The following is a 23,932-nucleotide window of genomic DNA, read 5'->3' as shown; positions in this document are numbered from 1 at the left end:
TCTCCTCTTCTTTATTGATATTCTGAGGTCAATTCGTCAACAATTAATCCATCTTCCAACGTTTTTATAACGCCAAGAGCAGCCTTTTCACCAGCAATCATTGCAGCATTCAAAGAACCATTGAGCAATACATCACCCGCTAAAAATACAGCTGAATTGAGTTGAGTTTCTGTATGAGAAAGTTTGTATTGTAGATTTGTTAGCTTGGGCAACGCTTTTTTGATTTCATATCTTTGTAAGAATGTAGTATCTCTAATTCCACAAAAAATTTCCAATTCTTTTTGAACTTTTTCAATCAAACTTTGTTCGTTCAACTGATGGTTTTTCACAACTGTTACCGATAACAATTCATTTTTTGTAGTGTTTGAAGTCGCCACACTTGTATGATAAAAAATATTATTGATTAGTGTATTTTCATCAGCAATCAATCCTATGATGGGTTTTTGAATACTTCGTTTTTTGGTTTCAAAATAGAGCGTATCACAACTTTTCCATTCAATTTCCTGATTGTTCAAATTGGAAATTAAGGAGCTAGCTTCAGTGGCAATGATGATAAAATTGGATTCAATTGTTGTTCCATCAGCCATTATAATGGAGTTGTTTTTTATTTCTTTTACACGAGATTGAAATGCTATGTTGGTGTTTTCAAGAGAATCAAACAATTGATTTGAAATGGCTTGCATTCCTTTTTTTGGAATGGCAGCAAAACCATTTCCAAACATTTTATAGACAAATTCAAACATTCTGCTGGAAGTTTCCAAATTCGGTTCTAAGAAAATTCCACTGAAAAAGGGTTTGAAAAATTGGGTAATCATAGTGTTAGAAAAACCAACATCTTGCAAATAGTGTAAGGTTGTTTTTTCTGGAGTGGCAAAGATTTTTTTCAAATCTTTTTTCTTTAAAACTGCATTGAGTTGAAGGATTTTGATTTTATCAGAAAAACTACCAACTGTTGAAAATATCGTAGAAAATAGCAGTGACATATTTCTAATGGGATCTCCAATTGTTTGCGATTTTCCTTCCTTAAAAATAGTTGCTCCAGGCATTAATACCTGTAAATCAAGCGCTTTAAAATCCAAGTATTTTTTTGCAGCAGGATACGAAGTCAGTAAAACTTGAAAACCATGGTCTAAAGTAAATCCTTCAAAAACATCTGATTTTACACGACCTCCAACAGTAGCTGTTGTTTCCAAAATAGTAGGATGATAGCCATGCTCTTCTAACACTTTTGCTGCAATCAAGCCACTAATTCCTGCGCCAATGATGTGAATTTTATATTCGGATTTTTTCATTGAATAGAGCGATTTTTAAAAAATAATTACAAATATACTGCTTAGTAATCGAATCAAATATAATTTTCGTAAGCGAATCCTATTAATTCGTTGGTTGAATTTAGTTGCAGTTTTTTAAGGATATTTTTTCTATGCATATCAATAGTATTTTGGCTATGCAAAATATAAAAGGGACTTATAGTCCCTTTTATATTAATTACCTTTAAATTTTAGAGGTGGAATTTTTTGTAAAATGGAATTACATAGCGACCAAATCACCTGCAATGTCTTTAGAGGGTAATTCAGATTTTCCCATCAAGTATAAATCCACTTGTCTTGCAGCTTCTCTTCCTTCAGAAATGGCCCACACAATTAACGATTGTCCTCTTCTCATATCTCCAGCTGTGAAAATATTAGGAACATTCGTTTGATATTTTCCATAGTCAGCTTTGTAATTTGACCTACTGTCTATTTCAATTCCGAGTTTTTCAGCCAACGTTTTTTCTGGTCCTGTAAAACCTAAAGCTAATAGTGCCAAATCGCAAGGCCATGTTTTTTCAGTACCTTCAACTTCTATCAATTGCGGTCTTTCCCCTGGAATCATTTTCCATTCTACATTCACAGTTTTTAACGCAATAAGCTTGTTATTTTCATCTTTTATAAACTCTTTGGTATTGATTAGCCAATTTCTCTCAACACCTTCTTCATGAGAAGTAGAGGTTTTTAACTGCAAAGGCCAAAATGGCCAAGGTGTTGCTGGTGAACGATGACCTGGAGGTTTTGGCATGATTTCAAAATTCACTACTGATTTAGCACCATGTCTATTGGAGGTTCCAATACAATCAGATCCTGTGTCTCCACCACCAATTACAATGACATGTTTGTCAGTAGCCATGATTTGATTTTCTACTTTTTTGCCAAACAAAACTTTGGTTTGTTGTGTCAAGAAATCCATGGCTTGTACAACACCATCAGCGTCAATGCCTGGAGTTGGTAAACTTCTTTTTTCTGTGGCACCACCACAAAGAACGATGGCATCAAAAGATTTTAATTCTTTTACGCTATAATTTACTCCAACATTGATATTGGTTTTAAACTCAATGCCTTCGGCTTTTAAAATTGCGATTCGTCTATCAATGATTTCCTTTTCCATTTTAAAATTTGGAATTCCATAGCGAAGTAAACCACCCACTTCATCATCTCTTTCAAAAACGGTAACCAAATGTCCAGCTCTATTTAATTGTTGTGCAGCTGCTAAACCAGCAGGTCCTGAACCTATAATTGCTATGGTTTTACCAGTTCTGCTTTTTGGTGGTTGTGGTTTGATCCATCCTTCTTTGAAAGCCCTTTCAACAATATTTTTTTCAATATTTTCAATAGAAACAGGGTCTTCAATCAATCCTAAAACGCAGGATTTTTCACAAGGAGCAGGACATAAACGTCCAGTAAATTCAGGAAAATTATTCGTGGAATGTAATATCCACGAAGCTTTTTGCCATTCTCCTTGATGTACCATGTGATTAAAATCAGGAATGAGATTTCCTAACGGACATCCACTATGGCAAAAAGGAATCCCACAATCCATGCAACGAGATCCTTGTTTTTTTATTTGTTCTTCAGATAAAGGAACAGTAAATTCTTTATAATGTTTTACACGTTCTTCTACGGGAACATAGGTTTCATCCTGTCTTTCAAATTCTTTAAATCCGGTTACTTTTCCCATGACATTATGCGATTGTTAGTTCTTCAAATAGTTCTTCTTCTGTTTCTAATCGTTTCAATGCTTTTTTGTATTCTGTTGGCATCACTTTCACGAATTTAGAAAGGGTATTTTCCCAATTTTCTAGCAAGTATTTAGCTCTTTGACTGTTGGTGTATACATAATGTTTTTCAATCAACATTTTCAAATCATTGGCATCATCGTCAGCAATTGTTTCAAATTCAATGCTTTCTGTGTTGCACAATCCATTCACAAATTTATTTTCTGAATCAAAAACATAGGCAATTCCACCACTCATTCCAGCTGCAAAATTTCGGCCTGTTTTTCCTAAAACGACTACTTTTCCTCCAGTCATATATTCACAACAGTGATCTCCAACACCTTCTACAACTGCAATAGCACCTGAATTTCTAACAGCAAAACGTTCGCCTGCAATTCCATTGATATATGCCTGACCATTCACAGCTCCAAATAAACACACGTTTCCAACAATGATATTTTCTTCAGCAATAAAATCAGCCTTAGAGGGTTTTTTAATAATCAGTTTTGCACCTGACAATCCTTTTCCAAGGTAATCATTCGTATTTCCTTCCAGCGTAAAAGTAAGTCCGAAAGTACTGAATGCTCCAAAACTTTGTCCTGCAGAACCTGTAAAATGGATGTTCAAGGTGTCTTCTGGAAGCCCTTGAAATCCATAAATCTTAGAGATTTCATTACTTACAATTGCTCCAACAGCTCTATTGATGTTTTTGATTTGATAGGACAATGTCATTTTCTCTTTTCTGTAAAGCGCTCTGTGAGAGTCTTTCAAAATGGTAAAATCTAAGACGTTGTCTAAGTTATGATTTTGTTGTTCGGTATTTCTGACAATTCTAGTTCTATACGAAGAAGGTCTGTGCAAGATGCTTGACAAATCCAATCCTTTTGCTTTGTAATGTTTGATGACCTTATTCGCGTTGATTTTGTGAGTTTGTCCTACCATTTCTTCTAACGTTCTGAAACCTAATTGCGCCATGATTCCACGCAATTCTTCAGCAATATAATAGAAGAAATTGATCACATGTTCAGGAGTTCCTTTAAAGTTTTTTCGCAACTCTTTATCTTGAGTAGCAATTCCAACAGGACACGTATTTAAATGACATTTACGCATCATGATGCAACCTGAAGCAACCAAAGGTGCTGTTGCAAAACCAAACTCTTCAGCTCCTAGCAATGCTGCAATAGCTACATCACGTCCTGTTTTTAGCTGTCCATCACATTCTACTACAATTCTACTTCTCAGATTATTGAGTACTAAAGTTTGTTGTGCTTCCGCCAAACCAAGTTCCCAAGGCAAACCTGCATGTTTTAAAGAGGTTAGGGGAGAAGCTCCTGTTCCACCATCATAGCCTGATATCAACACTACATCTGCTTTTGCTTTGGCAACTCCAGCTGCAATCGTTCCAACTCCCACTTCAGAAACCAATTTTACATTGATTCTTGCTTCACGATTGGCATTTTTCAAATCGAAAATAAGTTGTGCCAAATCTTCAATAGAGTAAATATCATGATGAGGAGGAGGAGAAATCAATCCTACAAAAGGAGTTGAATTACGAGCTTTTGCTATCCATGGCAATACTTTTTCACCTGGCAATTGTCCTCCTTCACCTGGTTTTGCACCTTGTGCCATTTTGATTTGAATTTCTCTGGCATTGGTCAAATAGTGAGAGGTTACTCCAAATCGCCCAGAGGCAACTTGTTTAATGGCAGAGTTTCTACTATCACCATTTGCGTCTTTTTGAAAGCGTTCTCTGTGCTCACCACCTTCCCCTGAATTGGATTTTCCTCCAATTCTGTTCATGGCAATGGCTAAATTTTCATGCGCTTCTTTGGAAATGGACCCATAAGACATGGCACCTGTTTTGAAACGTTTTACAATTTCGGTCCAAGGTTCCACTTCATCAATTGGAATGGGATCAAGGTTTGTAAATTCAAACAAACCTCTGATTGTCATTAAGTTTTCAGCTTGCTCGTTAATCGCTTTTGCATACACATCATAACTTGCTTGATCACTCAATCTTACAGCTTGTTGTAATTTAGAGATGGTAGTTGGATTGAATAAATGGCGCTCACCATTTCGTCTCCATCTATAATCTCCCCCAATATTTAAACCTAATTTTTTATCAATTGTATTATTAGGATATGCTTGTTTGTAGCGTTCATGAATTTCTTTTTCAATTTCATACAAGCCAATTCCTTCAATTCTTGAGGTGGTATAAGGAAAGTATTTTTCAACAAATTGAGAGTTGAATCCCACAATTTCAAAAATTTGAGAACCTCTATAGGAATGTAATGTAGAAATTCCGATTTTGTTCATAATTTTTAAAATCCCTTTTCCAATCGCTTTATTGAAATTATCAACGGCTTTTTGTTCATCAATTTCAGTGATAAACCCTTCTTTTACTTGCATTCTGATGATTTCATTTACCATATACGGATTGATAGCACTTGCACCATATCCAAATAAAGTGGCAAAATGATGTGGTTCACGAGGCTCAGCAGATTCAATAATGATGTCAAAATAAGAACGTTTACGTAAACGATTCATTTGATGATTTACATAAGAACAAGCTAACAAAGCAGGAATTGGAGCGAATTCTTGGCAAACACCTCTATCTGAAAGAATGATGATGTTTGTTTTTCTTGCTAACGCTTTTTCAACTTGTGAAATCATATTCTCGAGTGCATCCTCCAAACCATTCAATCCTTCTGCTTTTGGATACAATATTTTGATGGTTTCAGCTTTGAAACTTTCAATGTTGATGGTGCGTATTTTTTCTAAATCCGCATTGGAAATCACAGGATTTTGAATGCGAAGTTTTCTACATTGTCTTTGTGTAATGCTGAAAATATTTCGGTCTTTACCTAGGTTTAAACTGATATCTGTTACAATTTGCTCACGAATTCCATCCAAAGGAGGATTGGTTACTTGCGCGAACAATTGTTTAAAATAATTATAAATTAATTGAGGTCTGTCTGATAAAACAGCCAGAGGAGTATCTGTTCCCATGGAACCCAAAGCTTCATTTGCTTTTTGAGCCATAGGCGTAATTACTTCTTGAATATCTTCAAAAGTATAATTGAATAAACGCTGTCTGGTTTTGATATCAATGGTTTCAATTGGGCACGTTTCGTTGGTGTAAGGAACATCTCTTAAATGCAAACGCGTTTTATCCAACCATTCTTTATAAGGTCTTTCTGAAACAATTTTGTTTTTAATTTCTTCATCTTCAATAATTCTTCCTTCGTTCATGTCTACCAAAAACATTCTTCCTGGTTCTAAACGTCCGTGTTTCAGAATATCAGCAGGTTCAATATCCACCACACCAATTTCAGATGACATGATGAGTTTTCCACTTTTGGTGATGGTATATCTTGAAGGTCTCAATCCATTTCTGTCTAATAAAGCGCCCACATAATCACCATCTGTAAATGGTACAGAAGCAGGACCATCCCAAGGTTCCATAATACAAGCATTGTATTCATAAAATGCTTTTTTTTCTGGAGACATGGTTTGGTGTTTTTCCCAAGCTTCAGGAATCATCATCATCATGATTTCTGGGAGTGAACGTTCTGTATGAGTAAGCAGTTCAACCACCATGTCCATAGAAGCAGAATCTGATTTTCCCGGTAAAATAATGGGAAATAATTTTTCCATTTGAGCACCAAAGACTTCGCTTTTCATGATTTCTTCACGCACACGCATTCTGCTCACATTTCCTTTCAATGTATTGATTTCGCCATTTTGACAAAGCAAACGAAAAGGTTGCGCCAATTCCCAAGTAGGCATAGTGTTTGTTGAAAAGCGTTGGTGCACTAATGCCAAACGCGTCACCAAATCTATTTCTTGAAGGTCTAAATAATAAGGACCAATATCTTCGGGCATGATAATGCCTTTATAGATAATGGTGGTGATCGAAAAACTTGAAATATAAAAATAGTGGCTTTCAGAAATTTTGGAATTGATAATTTCATGTTCCGCAATTTTTCTACCAGCATATAGTTTTGCTTTGAAAACAGCTTCCGAAATTTCAGTCGCTTTCCCAACGAAAATTTGTTCAATGATAGGTTCTGATGCTAAGGCTATTTCTCCTAATTGAGAAGAATCTACAGGAACTTTTCTCCATCCTAAAACGGTCAATCCTTGCGCTTTTATTTCTTTTTCAAAAATGTTTTTACAGAAATCATATTGGTTTTTGATTTTTGGTAAAAAAACCATACCAACTGCATATTCTCTAGGATTTGGAAGTGTGAAGTCACACACTCTTTTAAAATAATCATGAGGAATATCTATCAGTAATCCTGCACCATCTCCTGTTTTTCCGTCTGCACTCACACCTCCTCTGTGCTCTAGTTTTACGAGTATCTCTAAAGCATCATGAATGATTTGATTTGTGCGCTCTCCATTAAGGTTACAAATGAATCCCGCACCACAATTTTCATGTTCAAATTCAGGTGAATATAAGCCTTGTTTCTCCATGTATTTAATTAAATTATTTGCACAAAAATATATATTTAATTAAATAAAATGTAGTGTTTTTGATTGTTTGGTATAACTTTTACAGTGAAATCAAAATATCACTATTAAAAATGTATAATTTGTATTTTAAGAAGGATTAATTATCAAATTCACAAAAACAAGGAAACATCCTTAAAAATATACTTTTAAGGATGTTTAAAATAGCTAATTTTCGGTTTATTGCTCGTTCAATCGGAAATCTGGATAGGCATCCATTCCGTGTTCGTGTGCATCTAAACCTTCTAATTCTTCTTTTTCACTAACTCTAATACCCATAGTTTTCTTTAGGGTAAATATGATGATAAATGCAGTAGTGCTACAAAAAACAGCATACGAACCCACACCTATTAATTGACTTACAAATTGATCAACGCCTGCTTTTGCTCCGAAAATCCCAACTGCAAGGGTTCCCCAAATTCCACATACCAAGTGAACTGCAATAGCGCCAACTGGATCGTCTAATTTTAACTTATCAATTAAGGTAACAGCAAAAACGATTAAAGCCCCTGCAATTGCACCGATTAAAATAGCATCAGTAGGGCTCATTTGATCTGCACCTGCAGTGATACCAACTAACCCACCTAAAATACCATTTAAAAACATGGTTAAATCCAAATTTTTATACATAGTTGCCGAAACCAACATTGCTACTACTCCACCTGCAGCTGCAGCTAAACAGGTTGTAACTAAAGTTAAGGACGTTAAACCTGGGTCAGCAGACAGGACAGATCCGCCATTAAAACCAACCCAACCCAACCATAATATCAAAACTCCTGCTGTTGCCAATGGAATATTATGTCCAGGAATTGCTTGTGGTTTTCCATTTTTGAATTTTCCGATACGAGGGCCCAACAAACAAACCGCTAAAACTGCAGCCCAACCGCCTACTGAATGTACTAAGGTTGACCCTGCGAAATCATAAAATGGAGTAGTCATTGTCTTTAAAAAACCACCACCCCAAAGCCAAGAACCTGCAATTGGGTATACCAATCCTACATAGAATATGGTAAATATCATAAAGGGAACAATTTTAATGCGCTCAGCAACTGCTCCAGAAACGATGGTAGCAGCAGTGGCTGCAAACATTCCTTGAAATAAAAAATCTGTCCAGTAAGTATAGCCTGCATTATATGCCAAATCTAAAGTGCCTTCAGCGGTAAGTGGAGCGCTCAATCCAAACCCTGAGAATCCAATAAAGCCATTAAATGCTCCAGGATACATCAAGTTAAAGCCTACCAAGCAATACAATAATAAGCCTATTGTGATGATAAAAATATTTTTAAATAAAATGTTTAATGTATTCTTTTGTCTTGTTAATCCAATTTCTAAAAGAGAAAATCCAAGATGCATAAAGAATACGAGTGCTGTACAGATCATCATCCATACATTATTTGTTGTAAGTAATTCCATTTTTTAATTTTAGTTTAACGTTTGTCCTCCTTTTTCACCTGTTCTAATTCTGTATGCTTCATTGATGTCGCTTACAAAAATTTTTCCATCACCTACTTCTCCAGTTCCTGCAGATTTTAAAATGGCTTTTATAGTAACTTCTTCAAAATCGTCATTTACCACAATGGATAAATAACGTCTTTGGATGTCGCTAGTACTATAACTTACGCCTCTGTAAACATGGCCTTCTTTTTCATTGCCCAAACCAGTGACATCCCAATAAGAGAAAAAATTTACACCTACTTCGTGTAATGCTTCTTTTACTTCACGATACTTTGATTTTCTAATGATTGCTTCAATTTTCTTCATTGTATAATTATTATAATTTTTAACGGTGTGAAAATAGTTTTTTTTCATCAAAAATCACATGGCATTGAAGCCATGTGATTCTCATAAAAATAATAACTAAACTAATTTTCTATTCAATTTCTCTTACTCTTTTTCCTGGATACGCAATTGATCCGTGTTCTGAAATGTCAAGTCCTTGTATTTCTTCATCTTCTGTTACTCTCAATCCACCAAATATTACTTTGATAATGTATAAGAATACAAACGAAAGTACAATTGCCCAAACTGCATAAGCAACAACTCCAATAGCTTGCGCACCTAATTGTGCAGCACCACCACCATTGAACAATCCAATTCCTTTATCACCATCAACACCCCAAAGTCCGATAGCTAATGTACCCCAAGCACCTGCAACTCCATGAACAGAGATGGCACCAACTGCGTCATCGATTTTCAATGTTTTTTCAATAAAACCGATGGACAATACTACCAAGACACCTCCTATCAAACCAGCTAAAATAGAACCGCTTTCGGTCATGTTACCACAACCTGCTGTGATACTTACCAACCCTGCAAGAGCACCATTCAAGGTCATTCCTAAGTTTGGTTTTCCATTTTTAATCCAAGTGAATACCAATGCTGCAATGGCACCAGCTGAAGCGGCTAAATTGGTAACCAATACTACTTGTGAAGCTGCAACTGCATCATCACCACCCCAAGCTAATTGCGATCCGCCGTTAAAACCAAACCATCCTAACCAAAGGATAAATACCCCTAACGTAGCATACATTTGGTTGTGTCCATGCATTTCAACAGGTTTGCCATCTAAGTATTTTCCAATTCTTGGACCTACCATCCATGCAGCAACCAAAGCTGCCCATCCTCCTACAGAGTGTACAATTGATGAACCTGCAAAGTCGATAAACTCGGCTGGCATAATGCCATCAGTATTGTTTAGCCATCCGCCATTCCATTCCCAACCACCTGCAATTGGATAAATAATTGCTGTTACTACAATGCTGAAAATAGCATACGTTGTATATTTTGTTCTTCCAGCAATTGCTCCTGATACAATAGTTGCAGCAGTTGCAGCAAAAACAGTTTGGAAAAATAAATCTGCTGCTCCTTGAGAGAAGGTAAATCCACTCCAATGGAAAACTCCCATAAAAGCATCAGAACCATACATTAAAGAGTATCCTACAAACCAAAATGCTAAAGATCCTACAGCAATGTCTAAGAAGTTTTTCATAGCAATATTAACCGCATTTTTCGAATCTGTCATTCCAGATTCTACTAAGAAGAATCCTGCTTGCATAAAGAATACTAAGATACCTGCTAAAAGCATCCAAAGCATTCCCATGTCTCCGTTTATTTTCTCAACCTCAGCAGCAATATCCACTGTTGCAGTTGTTTCTTGAATCATTGATAATAATAAACCCATTGTGTAAATTTTTAGTTAGTTTTTTGTTTTTTGGTACTATATTTTTTAGAAAGAATATACTGCAGCAAGTGTCAATGTAGACGTGTTGTCTTTCATTGGAAAAGCTTCAATAATTCCATCTTTTGATGAATCAAATCTTAAATCAGTGATGAATTTTAAGTTTTCTGTTAAGCTAACATTAGAAGTTAAAGTGAAAGCTGAAACATTTGAGTCAACACCTCCAGAGGTTGATGTAAAAAACTCAGGTCTTAAACCTAATGCGAATTTATCAGAAAATTTGTTTTGTAAGTATAAAGCAACACCTTTATAGCCTGCATCATCATCACTAGAATTTGCATAAGCACCATTGATTCCTAAATAAAATGTATCAGACAAATCAAATCCCCCAGTATAATCTAAAAACAACCAATCTTTCGCAGATGTTGCGTCAATAGCTCCAGAAATAAAATTCAAATATTGTCCTTTGTAGCCAATTTGAGCACCTAATTGAGTAGCATCAGCAAAGTTACCATCAGCACTTGTTAGTGCATGTGCATTTGTTACTGCTAACATAAAAGATAAATCTTCTGATGCAGCATAGTTCAATTTTACACCTGTGTGTGAAAAAGGTCCTGCATTAAATAGATAAGATACTGTGTAATGAAAATTAGCAGATGGTGAAATTACTTCATACCCTAAAAAAGTATTGAATTGACCAGCTGTAATTGTAACTTTATCACTCAAATTATAATAAACATATAATTGATTGATGGCGCCTGCTAAATTTGCATCATCTGCTCTAGGACCAAATGCTAAATCAGCTACAACTCCAGCTTTTCCTTTTTCATAAGCAAAAATAGTATTCGCAAATCCCAAACCAAAAGCGTTTGCATTTTCTGGATTTGCAATTAAAATACCAGGTGTACCTGATCCGCTCGTAAAGTTTGTTGTACCATAAACATCTACTGTTCCACTCAACGTAAATGTTCCTTTGTCGTCTTTTTCTTGTCCAATTACTATTAAACTACTTGTTAATAATAAAGTAAAAATAATTTTCTTCATAATGTTTGTTCTTTTTAGTTTTTAAATTGATTTTAGTTATTTGAACGGGTCAAATATATATAGTTAATCCTAAAAAACAAGGGGGTCAATTTCCGAAAACGATGTAATTATGAGATGACCCCTCAAAAAAATAGGGGTTAAATTAAGATAAATGTATTTTTTGGTAAGTGAAGGATGTAAAATAGGATGTTTGTAAAAAATTGGCATATTATTTTAAGATATTCATAAAAATGAGGGGTTTCTAAAAAATAATGCAATAATTAGAATCACTTACCTATTAAAAATTCAATAAAAATTCAAATTATTTGCATTTTTATCGATTTTGATTGCAGTAAAATCCAAGAGGTATAAGGGATTGTTTGGAAAACAAACAATATGAAAAGTTGCTAATGTTTAGGAATAAAAAAATCCACCTAAAAATGGTGGATTTTGTGTAAAAAAGTAAAAAAACGAACCTTATCCGTTAATCAGTCCTCTTGAAATGACTATTTTTTGGATTTCGGAAGTGCCTTCGTAAATTTGAGTAATTTTTGCATCACGCATTAAACGTTCTACATGATAGTCTTTTACAAAACCATTACCGCCGTGAATTTGAACGGCTTCTACAGTTTGTTCCATGGCTACTTTCGAAGCGTATAATTTTGCCATTGCTGAAGCCATGTCATAATTTTCTTTTTGGTCTTTTAGCCAAGCTGCTTTCATCACTAGCATTCTTGCGGCTTCAATTTCAGTATACATATCTGCCAATTTGAATGCAATTACTTGATGATTGCAAATTTCAGTTCCAAAAGCTTTGCGTTCTTTCGAGTATTTCAATGCCAATTCATACCCACCTGAAGCAATTCCTAGGGCTTGAGCTGCAATACCAATTCTTCCTCCTGAAAGTGTTTTCATGGCAAATTTAAATCCAAATCCGTCTTCGCCAATTCTGTTTTCTTTCGGAACTTTTACTTCATTAAATTGCAATGTATGCGTGTCTGAACCACGAATTCCTAATTTATCTTCTTTAGGGCCAATATGAAATCCTTCCATACCTTTTTCAACAATAAATGCGTTGATTCCTCTGTGTCCTTTGGCTCTATCAGTTTGTGCAATGACCAAATATACATCTGAACGTCCACCATTAGTAATCCAGTTTTTTGTGCCATTTAAAAGGTAATAATCTCCCATATCAATAGCTGTTGTAGCTTGTGATGTGGCATCAGATCCTGCTTCAGGCTCACTTAAGCAAAAAGCACCTATGAATTCGCCAGTGGCTAATTTTGTCAAGTATTTTTGTTTTTGAGTCTCTGTTCCATAGGCTTCTAATCCATAGCAAACCAACGAATTATTGACAGAAACCATTACAGATGCAGAAGCATCAATTTTTGACAATTCTTCCATAATCAATACATAGGATATGGTATCCATGCCACTTCCGCCATATTTTGGGTCCACCATAATTCCCATAAATCCCAACTCGCCCATTTTTCTGACCAATTCTTGCGGGAATTCTTGTTTGTTGTCTCTTTCAATCACACCTGGTAACAATTCTGTTTGTGCAAATTCTCTTGCAGCATCACGAATGAGTAGGTGTTCTTCTGTTAAACTAAAGTTCATTTGTATATTTTTTTATTATATTCGTAATTTAAGCCCTCAAAGATATCGATTTCGTAACATTTATGGAATAAAATTTTATGATTTTTACAGATATGAAATTGATAGAAAATTAGTTTGCAAATGGATACTCAATTGTAGATATCAGCAATTATATTTGTAATCAACAAAACGCATTCTCAATTCAATGGATAACAATACCATTTCCATTCTAGGACTCATGTCAGGCACTTCCTTGGATGGCATTGATTTCGCGCATGTAACTTTTGAAAAACAAAATTATCAAAATTTTGAAATTCATTCAGTAGAGACGATTCCTTATCCCAGTCATTGGAAGGAAATGTTGTCAAACGCCATCCATTTTTCCCAAGTAGAGCTTCAACTTCTTTCTGTAAATTATGGTGCTTATTTGGCAGAAAATAGCAATGCATTTTTGACAAAGTTTCAGATACAACATATCGATTTTATAGCTTCTCATGGGCATACTATTTTGCACCAACCTGAAAAAGGAATCACCCTTCAAATTGGTGATGGACAAACGATTGCTAACAAAACGCGCCAAAAAATAGTCTGTGATTTTCGTTCGCAAGATGTGGCTTTGGGTGGTCAAGGAGCACCTTTGGTTCCTATTGGCGACGAATTATTATTTTCAGGATTTGATTATTGCCTCAATTTAGGCGGTTTTGCCAATATTTCATTCAACAATCAAGGAAAAAGAATGGCTTTTGATATTTGTCCTGTCAATGTGGTGTTGAATTTTTATGCGCAACAATTGGGGTTTGAGTATGATGCTGAAGGCAGTATTGCTGCATCAGGGACTTTTGATGAATCGCTTTTCAACGCCTTAAATACCCTGGAATTTTATGCAAAAAATCCGCCAAAATCATTGGGAATAGAATGGGTTCAATCCCTAATTTTTCCTTTGCTTAAAAAATCAAACGCACCTCCAGAAACTATTTTACGGACGTTTTCTGATCATATTGCTTGGCAAATCTCTCAAACAATTGCTGATGGAAAAAAAATACTTTGCACAGGTGGTGGAACTTACAATTCTTACATCGTAGAAAGAATACAATTCTTAAAGAAATGTGAATTCATCATACCTGACAAGAAACTCATCGAATTCAAAGAAGCACTCATTTTTGCATTTCTAGGATTGTTACGTGTTGATAATCAGATTAATTGTTTGAGTTCTGTTACGGGTGCTCGAAAAAACCATTCTTCGGGAGTTATTTTTTATCCAAACCAATAAATAAAAAATTTTAGCAATCATTTTTTTTACTGTAAGTTTGTGCGTAAAGTGTAGAATTAATAAATTTTTTAAAAAGAGACAATGAATCAACGTTAGCTTTTCCTGAGATAAAAAAATGCTTCAGAAAAACAAACAATGTAAAATGGAATTTTAGAAACGTCAACATGAAAGATTTATTAAAAATATACGAAAACAAACAACCAGAAATCGTTTTTCACTGGAAAGATGCTGAAACAGAGGCTGAAGGTTGGACAGTCATCAACTCTCTAAGAGGTGGTGCAGCAGGTGGTGGTACACGAATGCGTGAAGGCTTAGATATGAACGAAGTAGTATCGCTCGCAAAAACCATGGAAGTGAAATTTACCGTTTCAGGACCTGCTATAGGTGGTGCAAAATCAGGCATCAATTTCAATCCTCACGATCCTAGAAAAAAAGGTGTTTTAGAACGTTGGTACAAAGCTGTGGCGCCTTTGCTAAAAAGTTATTACGGTACAGGAGGTGACCTCAATGTAGATGAAATTCACGAAGTAATTCCGATTACTGAAGAAAGTGGAGTTTGGCATCCGCAAGAAGGTGTTTTCAACGGGCATTTTAAACCAACAGAAGCTGATAAAATCAATAGAATTGGACAGTTACGTCATGGCGTCATCAAAGTGATTGAAGATGCAAAACTGTCTCCAAATATTGCAAGAAAATATACAGTGGCAGATATGATTACTGGTTTTGGTGTCGCAGAAGCAGTAAAACATTATTATGCTATTTATGGCGGAACTGTAAAAGGAAAAAGAGCAGTTGTGCAAGGTTATGGGAACGTTGGTTCAGCCGCCGCTTTTTATTTATCGCAAATGGGCGTAAAAGTTGTGGGGATTATTGATAGAGATGGAGGATTGGTTAAAGAGGAAGGATTTACATTCGAAGAAATCAAAGCACTCTTTTTAGCCAAAAAAGGAAATACCTTAGTAGCAGAAAATATGATTCCTTTTCAAGAAATCAATGAGCAAATTTGGCAAATTCCTTGTGAGATTTTCGCACCTTGCGCCGCATCAAGATTGATTACGCAATCTCAAATCAATCAAATGATTACATCGGGATTGGAAGTGATTTCTTGCGGAGCAAACGTACCTTTTGCAGACAAAGAAATTTTCTTTGGCTCTATCATGGAAGATACCGATAAGAAAGTAAGTTTGATTCCCGATTTTATTTCCAATTGTGGCATGGCAAGAGTTTTCGCCTACTTTATGGAACGAAAAGTGGAAATGACAGACAAAGCTATTTTTGAGGATACCTCAAAAATAATTAAAAAAGCGTTGCAAAAAACCTTTGCTAAAAGCGCTTCAAAAACAAGCATTAGCGAAACCGCTTTTGAAATAGCATTAAAAGAATTGATTAAAATTTAAACACACGTACCTATGGAGTCATTAATTATTGGAGTATTTATCATCGGATATTTAGCCATTACCCTCGAGCACAATTTAAAATTAGACAAATTAATTCCAGCTTTAGTGATGATGGCTGTTATTTGGGCAGTTGTTTCGCTTGGAATTGATTCATTTTCAACATGGTTTGATTCTAGCAACCATAGTTTGGTAGAAGGTTTTGGGGCTTTACTGCATGACGAAAAAGTCCATTTGGTAGAGGAAACCTTGTTGCATCATTTAGGAAAAACAGCCGAAATTTTAGTGTTTTTGTTAGGTGCCATGACAATTGTAGAAATCATTGATTATTTTGACGGATTTTCAACCATCAAAGGCTATGTAGGATTTAAAAGTAAAAAGAAATTATTATGGATGTTCTCTGGATTGGCTTTTTTATTATCCGCAATTATTGATAATTTAACAGCAACGATTGTACTGATTTCCATCTTGCAAAAAATCGTAAAAAGTAGAGACGAACGCATTTGGTTTGCAGGCTTGATCATCATTGCGGCAAATGCTGGTGGAGCTTGGTCTCCAATTGGGGATGTAACGACCACTATGCTTTGGATTGGTGATAAAGTGAGTACCTTAAAATTAATAGAATATTTATTTCTTCCTTCATTATTATGTATGGCTGTGCCAGCATTCATCGCTTCTTTTATGCCAGCTTTCAAAGGTGAAATTGAGTTTGATGAAAATGAAGAAGACAAACCGAAAAGTAAGTTTAGTGGTAAAATGCTATTCATAGGTTTGGGTGCAATTATTTTTGTTCCCATATTTAAAACCATTACACATTTACCTCCTTATGTTGGGATGATGTTGTCATTAGGAGTTGTAGCAACCTTTGCCGAAATTTTCAGTAGAAGAAAATTCTCCTTGACTGATTTCAATACGTTAGAAGAATCCAATCAACATGCCACACATGGCCCTGTACATCATTCGTTGTCAAAAATCGAAATGCCAAGTATTTTATTTTTCTTAGGTATTTTGATGGCAGTTGCCGCGTTGGAATCATTGGGAATTTTATTCAACTTCGCTACGACTTTAAAACAAACAGTACCTATGCTAGGAACAGAATTGCATGGTGAAGGTGTTTCTGATTTGGTGGTGATGTTATTAGGTGTTGGTTCAGCGGTTATTGACAATGTGCCTTTAGTAGCAGCCAGTTTAGGAATGTTTTCTGAGCCTTTAGACAACGAGTTGTGGCACTTCATTGCATTTGCTGCAGGTACAGGAGGAAGCATGTTGATCATTGGTTCTGCTGCTGGAGTAGTAGCTATGGGAATGGAAAAAATAGATTTTTTCTGGTATTTGAAAAATATTGCTTGGTTGGCGCTCATAGGTTTTGTAGTCGGTTCAGCAACGTTCATGATCACAAGAACCTTGTTTTAAATAGGAATGGTTTGAAAGATTCAAGAATGTATATTGAACTATTCAATTCTTGAATCTAGTGGGTGTAATTGAATTTCAAAATTAATTTGCCACGAATTCACGAATTTTTTATGACTACCAATTCAATAAATTCGAATTTTCATCAAAGATGAAAACAATTATTTTTATGAATTATGTAAAATTTGTGAATTCGTGGCAAAAAAAAAATCTTTCAATAAAATAGCCATACCCAACAAGTTAAATTCTTGAATTTTTTTATACATCAAACCTAAAACCTAAAAACAATCACTCTCAAACAATTTAAAAAACAACATATCGTTATTACAATACACAAATCAAAAAATACATGAATTCATTTTTTCAAGATAATTTACAAGAAATTGCAGAGCCTGTTTCCGTAGAAAAAACACTTTCCATATACGATCTTATTGTAAGTGGTGGTTTGGGCGGACAAATCATCATTGGTATTCTTTTTGTTTTATTGATTGTAGCGCTTTACATTTATTTTGAACGCTTTTTCGCGATCAAAGCAGCCTCTAAAGAGGATAAAAATTTCATGAACCAAATCAAAGACGCCATTTTAAAAGGAAATTTAGAGGGTGCCAGAGATTTGTGTAAAAGTAAAAATACTCCTACTGCACGGTTGATTGATAAAGGAATTTCAAGAATTGGGAAACCATTGGACGACATCAATACCGCCATTGAAACTGCAGGAAAACTAGAGATTTATCAACTGGAAAAAAATGTGAGTGTATTGGCGACCATTTCTGGAGCAGCACCCATGATTGGGTTTTTAGGAACCGTGATTGGTATGATTATTGCTATTCACGAAATTGCGAATGCAGGTGGGCAAATTGACATCAAAATGCTTTCTGACGGATTGTATACAGCTATGACAACGACAGTTGCAGGATTGATTGTAGGGATTATTGCCTATGTAACCTATAATCATTTGGTGGTCAGAACCAATAAAGTGGTGTATCAAATGGAAGCAAAATCAGTGGAGTTTTTAGATTTGCTGAATGAACCAGTGTAATAATTCAAAATTTTAAATTCAAAGTTAAAAGTTGACATCATCTCAAAAAAACTTTGAATTTTAAATTTTAAATCTTGAATATAGATTATGAACCTAAGAGGCAGAAATAAAATAGATCCTTCTTTCAGCATGTCATCCATGACGGATATTGTATTTTTATTACTGATATTCTTCATGCTCACATCAACTTTAGTTACGGTAAGTGCTATTGATGTGTTGCTCCCAAAAGCAGGCGGAAAAACAGAAAACAATACTGCTGTGGCTGTTTCCATTTCAAGTGATGCGTTGTTTTATATTGATAAAACCAATGTATTGGAAACTGAGTTAGAGAGCGAAATTTTGAAAAGTGTAGGGGCAGATAAAAAGAAAACCATCATCATTCGTGGAGACAAAGAGGCAGCGTATGAAAATGTGATGAAAGTGATTGATATTGCCAATAAAAACAAGCTAAAAATGATTTTAGCCGTAAAAGGAAACTAATGCCATTGTTAGATACCAAACACAAACAAAAATCAGCAGCAATCACGCTACTTTTAGTGACTTCTTTGCTTTTCATCGTATTCAATTTCGGAATGAACTATTTGGATCCTCCTGAAGAATATGGTTTGGCAATTAATTTTGGAGATAGCAATGTTGGTTTTGGCGAACCTGTAGAAGATGTGAAGCAAAATCCTACAGAAAATGAAACCCTAGACAAAGAACAGGAGGAAGTAACAGAAACTCCCAAAGAAGTGATTCAAGAAAAAATAATTTCGGATGAAACTTCGAAAGAAGTCATGGTGGTTGAAAAAAAAGAAACCAAAACAGCCCCTGTAAAAGAGGTGGTGAAAAAGGAAGTTCAAAATGAAGAACCTAAAAAACCCTCTAAAGAAGCACAAGATGCCCTCAACAGTTTGTTGAATCCCAATACAACTAATGGAAAGCAAAAAGGCGAAGGAGATGATACCAAAGACGGTGTCAAAGGAACTGATAAAGGCGACCCAAATTCCAGTAAATACTATGGAAATAACAATTCTGATGGGGGGAATTATAATTTATCAGGAAGAAAAGCGGAATCAAAACCTACTGTGCAACCTGATTGCCAAGAAGAAGGAACTGTGGTCGTAAGAATTGAAGTGGATAGAAAAGGCAAGGTTTTCAATGCAGAGCCAGGTTTTAAAGACACCACAAACACAGCTCCATGTCTGATGAAAGCAGCCAAAGAAGCAGCGCTAAAAACTACATGGAATCCAGATAGCAATGCACCTATCAAACAAATAGGCACCATTATTTACAAGTTTACTCTGTCTAAATAATCTAGTATCTTTGCGATATATTCCAAAATTTGCAATCATTTTATGAACTATCAAGAAACCTTACAATGGATGTTTGCACAATTGCCCATGTTTCAAAGAGTGGGAGAAAGTGCTTTTAAAAAAGACTTGACGAATACCCTTGCTTTTTCAAAAGAATTGGGTTTTCCTGAGAAAAAATTCAAGTCCATTCACGTAGGTGGCACCAATGGAAAAGGCTCTACAAGTCACATGTTGGCATCCATCTTACAAGAAGCAGGCTATAAAGTGGGTTTGTACACTTCTCCGCATTTAAAGAATTTTACAGAACGGATACGCATCAATGGCAAAGAAATTCCGAAAAGATCAGTGACAGCATTTGTCAACACTCACAAAGATTTTTTAGAATCGCAAAAACTATCTTTTTTTGAGATGACTGTAGGCATGGCCTTTGATTATTTTGCCAATGAAAAAGTAGATATTGCTGTTGTTGAAGTAGGATTAGGGGGCAGATTGGATTCCACCAATATCATCACGCCACTGGTAGCTGTTATTACGAATATTGGCTATGACCATATGCAGTTTTTGGGAGAAACATTGCCTGAAATTGCAGGTGAAAAAGCGGGCATTATCAAAGAACATATCCCTGTAGTGATTGGGGAATATCAAGAAGAAGTAGCCTCTGTATTTCTAAAGAAAGCTGCTGAAATGAAGGCAAGTATTCAATTTGCTTCTGAAGATACCACCATGTACACGTCTGATTTGTTGGGCGATTATCAGCAATCAAATACCAAAACAGCTTTTGCTGCCATCAAAAAACTACAAGGGTTTTCAATTTCTGATGAAAACATCAAAGCAGGCTTGCAAAATGTCGTAAACAATACGCAACTGAAAGGGAGATGGCAAATTTTACAGCAACACCCAACAGTAATTTGCGATACAGCTCACAACAAAGAAGGATTGCAAATAGCACTGAATCAACTAGTTCGTCAAGAGTATGAAATATTACACATTGTTTTAGGGGTGGTTTCTGATAAAAAAGTAGCAGATATTTTCCCCTTTTTCCCTAAGAACGCACAGTATTATTTTTGCAAACCCAACATCCCAAGAGGACTTTCGGAAGTTGTTTTACAACAACAAGCAGCAACTTTTGGCTTACAAGGAAAAACTTTTTCTTCTGTAAAGAAAGCCTTGAATGCTGCCTTAAAATCTGCAAATCAACAAGATATCATTTATGTAGGAGGGAGCACCTTTGTAGTTGCAGAAGTAGTGTAAAATAAATTTACTTTTTCTTTTGGTAGAATTAAAATCTGTATTATATTTGCATCCGCTTAGGGCAATTAGCTCAGTTAGTTCAGAGCATCCCGATTCTATCGGGAGAAGTCGGGATCAAATAGCAATTAAAATTCCTTACCTTAGGAATCAAAATAAAAAGGGCAATTAGCTCAGTTGGTTCATATCATCCCTATTCCATCGGGAGAAGTCGGGATCAAATAGCAATTAAAATTCCTTACCTTAGGAATCAAAATAAAAAGGGCAATTAGCTCAGTTGGTTCAGAGCATCTCGTTTACACCGAGAGGGTCGGGGGTTCGAATCCCTCATTGCCCACCACAAAACCTCAACAATTTGTTGAGGTTTTTTTATTTCTAAAACGCTATGAGTTATTATGTCTACATTCTTTATTCAACTAAATTAGATAAATTTTACATTGGTAGTACCCAAAATATAGAAGAACGACTGAAAAGTCATTTGTCTAATCATACAGGTTTTACATCAAGAGCGAAAGATTGGGAGGTTTGTTATTCGGAAACCTACGCATCAAAAAATGAAGGTTTAGTTCGTGAACGACAGTTAAAGAGTTGGAAAAGTAGAGCGCTTTTAGAAAAGTTGATACAATCTAAGGGTAATTAGTTCGGTTTGTTCAGAGCATCCCCAGTTAAACTCGGGAGAGTTCGGGGGGTTCCCGAAATAAATGCTGGACAAGCTGAATCCCTTTCCGAATTTCATTCGGAACAAGCTATTGCCCACCAAAAAACCTCAACAATTTGTTGAGGTTTTTTTATTTCTAAAAAACAATTTTATATCTAACCTCTACTATCTAACTTCTACTATCTAAAATTATAGATAAAAGAATAGTAGATACAATTGATGGTAATAGCACAAAGCAAAAATAACTTACAAAAATGTTTGTTATTTTATACAAAAACATTATTTTTGTTCATATTAATGAACATTTGTAAAAATGAGCAGAAAAAAACAAACAATATTTCCAAAGTATCTCATCATATTAGAACAAATGGGTGAGAATATAAAATTGGCTAGAAAAAGGCGTAAGTTAACAGCTGTACAAGTAGCTGAAAGAGCAGATATTGTTAGAACTACTTTATACCAAATAGAAAAAGGAAATTCTAGTGTAGCAATTGGTGCATATTTTAATGTGCTAAGAGTATTAGGACTTCAAGATGATTTTCTAAAACTAGCTGCAGATGATGAATTAGGTAGAAAATTACAAGATTTAGAATTATTAAAATAAGAAATCATTGGTCAGGCTGAGCTTGTTGAAGCCTAGACCATTGATAGAGGAGAGCAAATGGCACAAAATAAATTCGACATATACGTTTACGCACATTGGGTAGGAATGACCGAACCTCAATGTATTGGTACACTCGCTGCTCATTTTGCAAAAGGAAAGAAAGCCTTTAGTTTTGAATACGACAAACAATGGCTTACTTCCGGAAATCACTTCCTATTAGATCCCAACATTCAATTGTATAGCGGACAACAATACCCAAATGGTAAAGAAAATTTCGGTGTCTTCCTAGACAGTATGCCCGACACTTGGGGGCGTACACTAATGAAACGACGGGTAGCACAATTAGCCAAAGAGAAAAATGAAAAAATACCAACATTATACGACATTGACTATTTATTGGGGGTATACGATGAAAGTCGTATGGGAGCTTTACGATTCAAAACAGCTATAGAGGGACCTTTTCTAGACAATAATAATGAAACACCTACACCGCCATGGTCCTCAATTAGAGAATTACAACAGGCGGCCAATAGCTTTGAAAATGGGGATAATAATGACGAAGCAAAAAAATGGTTGGCTATATTAATGGCTCCAGGTTCTTCATTGGGTGGAGCAAGACCAAAAGCCAACATTTTAGACAAAAATAAAGAACTTTGGATTGCTAAATTCCCATCAAAAAACGATATCATTGACAAAGCATCTTGGGAATACCTTGCCTATATATTAGCCACAAAAGGGGGAATCAAGATGTCGCCTTGTAGCATTGAAAAGGTTGCAGGAAATTACAATACTTTTTTTACCAAACGGTTTGATCGCGAAAAAGGCGAACGCATCCATTTTGCATCAGCCATGACCATGACGAGTAATAATGAAGACACCATTCGCGACAATGCAGCAAGTTATTTAGATTTAGCAGAATTCATAAGTAATTATGGAGTTCATATAGAAGAAAACTTGCATCAGTTATGGCGTAGAATAATCTTCAATATAGCCATTTCCAATACCGACGACCATTTAAGGAATCATGGTTTTATTCTAACAGATGGAGGTTGGATTTTATCTCCAGCTTACGATCTCAACCCATCGATTGACAAAGACGGTTTAGCGCTAAATATAGATACAGATAACAATGCTCTAGATTTTAATCTAGCTAAAACAGTCGGTGATTATTTTAGATTAAACAAAGAACAAATGGATGTCATAATTAATGAAGTACTGGAAAGTGTCAAACATTGGAAAGAGGAAGCTAGCAAAATAGGTATTCCAAGAAGCGAGCAAGAACTAATGGAAAAAGCATTTAATTTTTAAAAAATAATTTATTTTAATGGGAGTTCGATTGATAAATTATTGAACCTGCCTGCGGCAGGCAGGCATCCAGCCAACCTACAACTGCAAAAGAAATAAAATACAAACCATCTGGATTATGAAATTTATAATTTCTACTCATCATTGCAATTTTAGATATTGTAAATATAGAAATTTCTGTTGTAATTTTATAAACCACACGAAAGGATTCGTTCGGTCAATTGTAAGCTTCCCTTAAATTCGATCCATTCAAAAATAGAATTTTTATTCATTTAATCTGTATTCAATTGGTGATTTATTTTTAAGTGATTTATGTGGTCTATTGTAATTGTAATCGTTTATCCACTCTTGACTTATATCTTT

19 protein-coding genes and 1 tRNA gene are annotated in these 23,932 nt (G+C 35.3%); 11 read left to right on the top strand and 9 right to left on the bottom strand.

Annotated elements, in window-relative coordinates; genetic code table 11:
- Positions 1-11: 11 nt before the first annotated feature.
- The 8 genes from IU405_RS01715 to IU405_RS01680 all read right to left on the bottom strand — a co-directional run bounded on the left by IU405_RS01715 (position 12) and on the right by IU405_RS01680 (position 13,367).
- On the bottom strand, positions 12-1,292 hold the full coding sequence (locus IU405_RS01715) for an FAD-dependent oxidoreductase (protein ID WP_197436900.1): 1,281 nt from the start codon (positions 1,290-1,292) through the stop codon (positions 12-14).
- Between the two features lie 238 nt (positions 1,293-1,530).
- The gene (locus tag IU405_RS01710; RefSeq protein WP_197436899.1) at positions 1,531-2,994 is read right to left on the bottom strand and encodes a glutamate synthase subunit beta; all 1,464 of its coding nucleotides are present in this window, start codon (positions 2,992-2,994) and stop codon (positions 1,531-1,533) included.
- 4 nt (positions 2,995-2,998) lie between these two features.
- On the bottom strand, positions 2,999-7,510 hold the full coding sequence (gltB, locus tag IU405_RS01705; protein WP_197436898.1) for a glutamate synthase large subunit: 4,512 nt from the start codon (positions 7,508-7,510) through the stop codon (positions 2,999-3,001).
- A gap of 216 nt (positions 7,511-7,726) precedes the next feature.
- Complete coding sequence (locus IU405_RS01700) at positions 7,727-8,959, bottom strand: ammonium transporter (RefSeq protein WP_197436897.1); 1,233 nt, start codon at positions 8,957-8,959, stop codon at positions 7,727-7,729.
- 9 nt (positions 8,960-8,968) lie between these two features.
- Positions 8,969-9,307, bottom strand: coding sequence for a P-II family nitrogen regulator (locus tag IU405_RS01695; RefSeq protein ID WP_197436896.1), 339 nt, complete (start codon positions 9,305-9,307; stop codon positions 8,969-8,971).
- Positions 9,308-9,416: 109 nt separating this feature from the next.
- Positions 9,417-10,727, bottom strand: a complete 1,311-nt coding sequence (locus IU405_RS01690; RefSeq protein WP_197436895.1) for an ammonium transporter — start codon at positions 10,725-10,727, stop codon at positions 9,417-9,419.
- A 45-nt stretch (positions 10,728-10,772) separates the two neighbouring features.
- Complete coding sequence (locus IU405_RS01685; protein WP_197436894.1) at positions 10,773-11,768, bottom strand: outer membrane beta-barrel protein; 996 nt, start codon at positions 11,766-11,768, stop codon at positions 10,773-10,775.
- A gap of 456 nt (positions 11,769-12,224) precedes the next feature.
- Positions 12,225-13,367, bottom strand: coding sequence for an acyl-CoA dehydrogenase (locus IU405_RS01680; protein WP_197436893.1), 1,143 nt, complete (start codon positions 13,365-13,367; stop codon positions 12,225-12,227).
- A 184-nt stretch (positions 13,368-13,551) separates the two neighbouring features.
- Here IU405_RS01680 and IU405_RS01675 point away from each other — a divergent pair, with 184 nt between their 5' ends.
- From IU405_RS01675 to IU405_RS01625, 11 genes are all read left to right on the top strand, one after another.
- Positions 13,552-14,616, top strand: a complete 1,065-nt coding sequence (locus IU405_RS01675) for an anhydro-N-acetylmuramic acid kinase (protein ID WP_197436892.1) — start codon at positions 13,552-13,554, stop codon at positions 14,614-14,616.
- 164 nt (positions 14,617-14,780) lie between these two features.
- Positions 14,781-16,013 carry a Glu/Leu/Phe/Val dehydrogenase dimerization domain-containing protein gene (locus tag IU405_RS01670; RefSeq protein WP_197436891.1) on the top strand — a complete coding sequence of 411 codons (1,233 nt, stop codon included), beginning with the start codon at positions 14,781-14,783 and terminating at the stop codon, positions 16,011-16,013.
- A gap of 12 nt (positions 16,014-16,025) precedes the next feature.
- Positions 16,026-17,423: a sodium:proton antiporter NhaD gene (gene nhaD, locus IU405_RS01665; RefSeq protein WP_197436890.1), complete on the top strand. Its 1,398-nt coding sequence runs from the start codon at positions 16,026-16,028 to the stop codon at positions 17,421-17,423.
- 346 nt (positions 17,424-17,769) lie between these two features.
- A complete protein-coding gene (locus IU405_RS01660; RefSeq protein WP_197436889.1) occupies positions 17,770-18,459 on the top strand; it encodes a MotA/TolQ/ExbB proton channel family protein in 690 nt (229 codons plus the stop codon).
- Positions 18,460-18,546: 87 nt separating this feature from the next.
- Positions 18,547-18,939 (top strand): ExbD/TolR family protein, encoded by a 393-nt coding sequence (locus tag IU405_RS01655; RefSeq protein ID WP_197436888.1) that lies wholly within the window; start codon positions 18,547-18,549, stop codon positions 18,937-18,939.
- Positions 18,939-19,754 (top strand): energy transducer TonB, encoded by an 816-nt coding sequence (locus IU405_RS01650; protein WP_197436887.1) that lies wholly within the window; start codon positions 18,939-18,941, stop codon positions 19,752-19,754. Before IU405_RS01655 ends, IU405_RS01650 begins: the two co-directional genes overlap by 1 nt.
- Positions 19,755-19,796: 42 nt before the next feature.
- Positions 19,797-21,005 carry a bifunctional folylpolyglutamate synthase/dihydrofolate synthase gene (locus IU405_RS01645; RefSeq protein WP_197436886.1) on the top strand — a complete coding sequence of 403 codons (1,209 nt, stop codon included), beginning with the start codon at positions 19,797-19,799 and terminating at the stop codon, positions 21,003-21,005.
- A 259-nt stretch (positions 21,006-21,264) separates the two neighbouring features.
- Positions 21,265-21,342 (top strand) — tRNA-Val (locus IU405_RS01640).
- Positions 21,343-21,387: 45 nt separating this feature from the next.
- Positions 21,388-21,642 (top strand): GIY-YIG nuclease family protein, encoded by a 255-nt coding sequence (locus IU405_RS01635; RefSeq protein ID WP_197436885.1) that lies wholly within the window; start codon positions 21,388-21,390, stop codon positions 21,640-21,642.
- 331 nt (positions 21,643-21,973) lie between these two features.
- Complete coding sequence (locus IU405_RS01630) at positions 21,974-22,264, top strand: helix-turn-helix domain-containing protein (RefSeq protein ID WP_197436884.1); 291 nt, start codon at positions 21,974-21,976, stop codon at positions 22,262-22,264.
- A 57-nt stretch (positions 22,265-22,321) separates the two neighbouring features.
- Positions 22,322-23,572 carry a type II toxin-antitoxin system HipA family toxin gene (locus tag IU405_RS01625; RefSeq protein ID WP_197436883.1) on the top strand — a complete coding sequence of 417 codons (1,251 nt, stop codon included), beginning with the start codon at positions 22,322-22,324 and terminating at the stop codon, positions 23,570-23,572.
- A 261-nt stretch (positions 23,573-23,833) separates the two neighbouring features.
- Here the strand turns inward: IU405_RS01625 and IU405_RS15860 are convergent, their stop codons facing one another.
- Positions 23,834-23,926, bottom strand: coding sequence for an integrase core domain-containing protein (locus tag IU405_RS15860; protein ID WP_410896734.1), 93 nt, complete (start codon positions 23,924-23,926; stop codon positions 23,834-23,836).
- Positions 23,927-23,932: the final 6 nt, after the last annotated feature.

Origin of the sequence: Polaribacter sp. BAL334, assembly GCF_015767435.1 — a bacterium.
Classification (GTDB): domain Bacteria; phylum Bacteroidota; class Bacteroidia; order Flavobacteriales; family Flavobacteriaceae; genus Polaribacter.
The sequence above is the reverse complement of the archived record's forward strand: the minus strand, read 5'-3'. Positions and strand labels throughout refer to the sequence as shown.

What these genes read in the sequence shown, in the direction of transcription:
- IU405_RS01700 (WP_197436897.1), bottom strand. Translation starts at nt 8,959, where the DNA reads ATGGAATTACTTACAACAAATAATGTATGGATGATGATCTGTACAGCA.
- IU405_RS01715 (WP_197436900.1), bottom strand. Translation starts at nt 1,292, where the DNA reads ATGAAAAAATCCGAATATAAAATTCACATCATTGGCGCAGGAATTAGT.
- IU405_RS01710 (WP_197436899.1), bottom strand. Translation starts at nt 2,994, where the DNA reads ATGGGAAAAGTAACCGGATTTAAAGAATTTGAAAGACAGGATGAAACC.
- IU405_RS01625 (WP_197436883.1), top strand. Translation starts at nt 22,322, where the DNA reads ATGGCACAAAATAAATTCGACATATACGTTTACGCACATTGGGTAGGA.
- IU405_RS01645 (WP_197436886.1), top strand. Translation starts at nt 19,797, where the DNA reads ATGAACTATCAAGAAACCTTACAATGGATGTTTGCACAATTGCCCATG.
- IU405_RS01690 (WP_197436895.1), bottom strand. Translation starts at nt 10,727, where the DNA reads ATGGGTTTATTATTATCAATGATTCAAGAAACAACTGCAACAGTGGAT.
- IU405_RS01675 (WP_197436892.1), top strand. Translation starts at nt 13,552, where the DNA reads ATGGATAACAATACCATTTCCATTCTAGGACTCATGTCAGGCACTTCC.
- IU405_RS01680 (WP_197436893.1), bottom strand. Translation starts at nt 13,367, where the DNA reads ATGAACTTTAGTTTAACAGAAGAACACCTACTCATTCGTGATGCTGCA.
- IU405_RS01650 (WP_197436887.1), top strand. Translation starts at nt 18,939, where the DNA reads ATGCCATTGTTAGATACCAAACACAAACAAAAATCAGCAGCAATCACG.
- IU405_RS01655 (WP_197436888.1), top strand. Translation starts at nt 18,547, where the DNA reads ATGAACCTAAGAGGCAGAAATAAAATAGATCCTTCTTTCAGCATGTCA.
- IU405_RS01695 (WP_197436896.1), bottom strand. Translation starts at nt 9,307, where the DNA reads ATGAAGAAAATTGAAGCAATCATTAGAAAATCAAAGTATCGTGAAGTA.
- gltB (WP_197436898.1), bottom strand. Translation starts at nt 7,510, where the DNA reads ATGGAGAAACAAGGCTTATATTCACCTGAATTTGAACATGAAAATTGT.
- IU405_RS01660 (WP_197436889.1), top strand. Translation starts at nt 17,770, where the DNA reads ATGAATTCATTTTTTCAAGATAATTTACAAGAAATTGCAGAGCCTGTT.
- IU405_RS01630 (WP_197436884.1), top strand. Translation starts at nt 21,974, where the DNA reads ATGAGCAGAAAAAAACAAACAATATTTCCAAAGTATCTCATCATATTA.
- IU405_RS01685 (WP_197436894.1), bottom strand. Translation starts at nt 11,768, where the DNA reads ATGAAGAAAATTATTTTTACTTTATTATTAACAAGTAGTTTAATAGTA.
- IU405_RS01670 (WP_197436891.1), top strand. Translation starts at nt 14,781, where the DNA reads ATGAAAGATTTATTAAAAATATACGAAAACAAACAACCAGAAATCGTT.
- IU405_RS01635 (WP_197436885.1), top strand. Translation starts at nt 21,388, where the DNA reads ATGAGTTATTATGTCTACATTCTTTATTCAACTAAATTAGATAAATTT.
- nhaD (WP_197436890.1), top strand. Translation starts at nt 16,026, where the DNA reads ATGGAGTCATTAATTATTGGAGTATTTATCATCGGATATTTAGCCATT.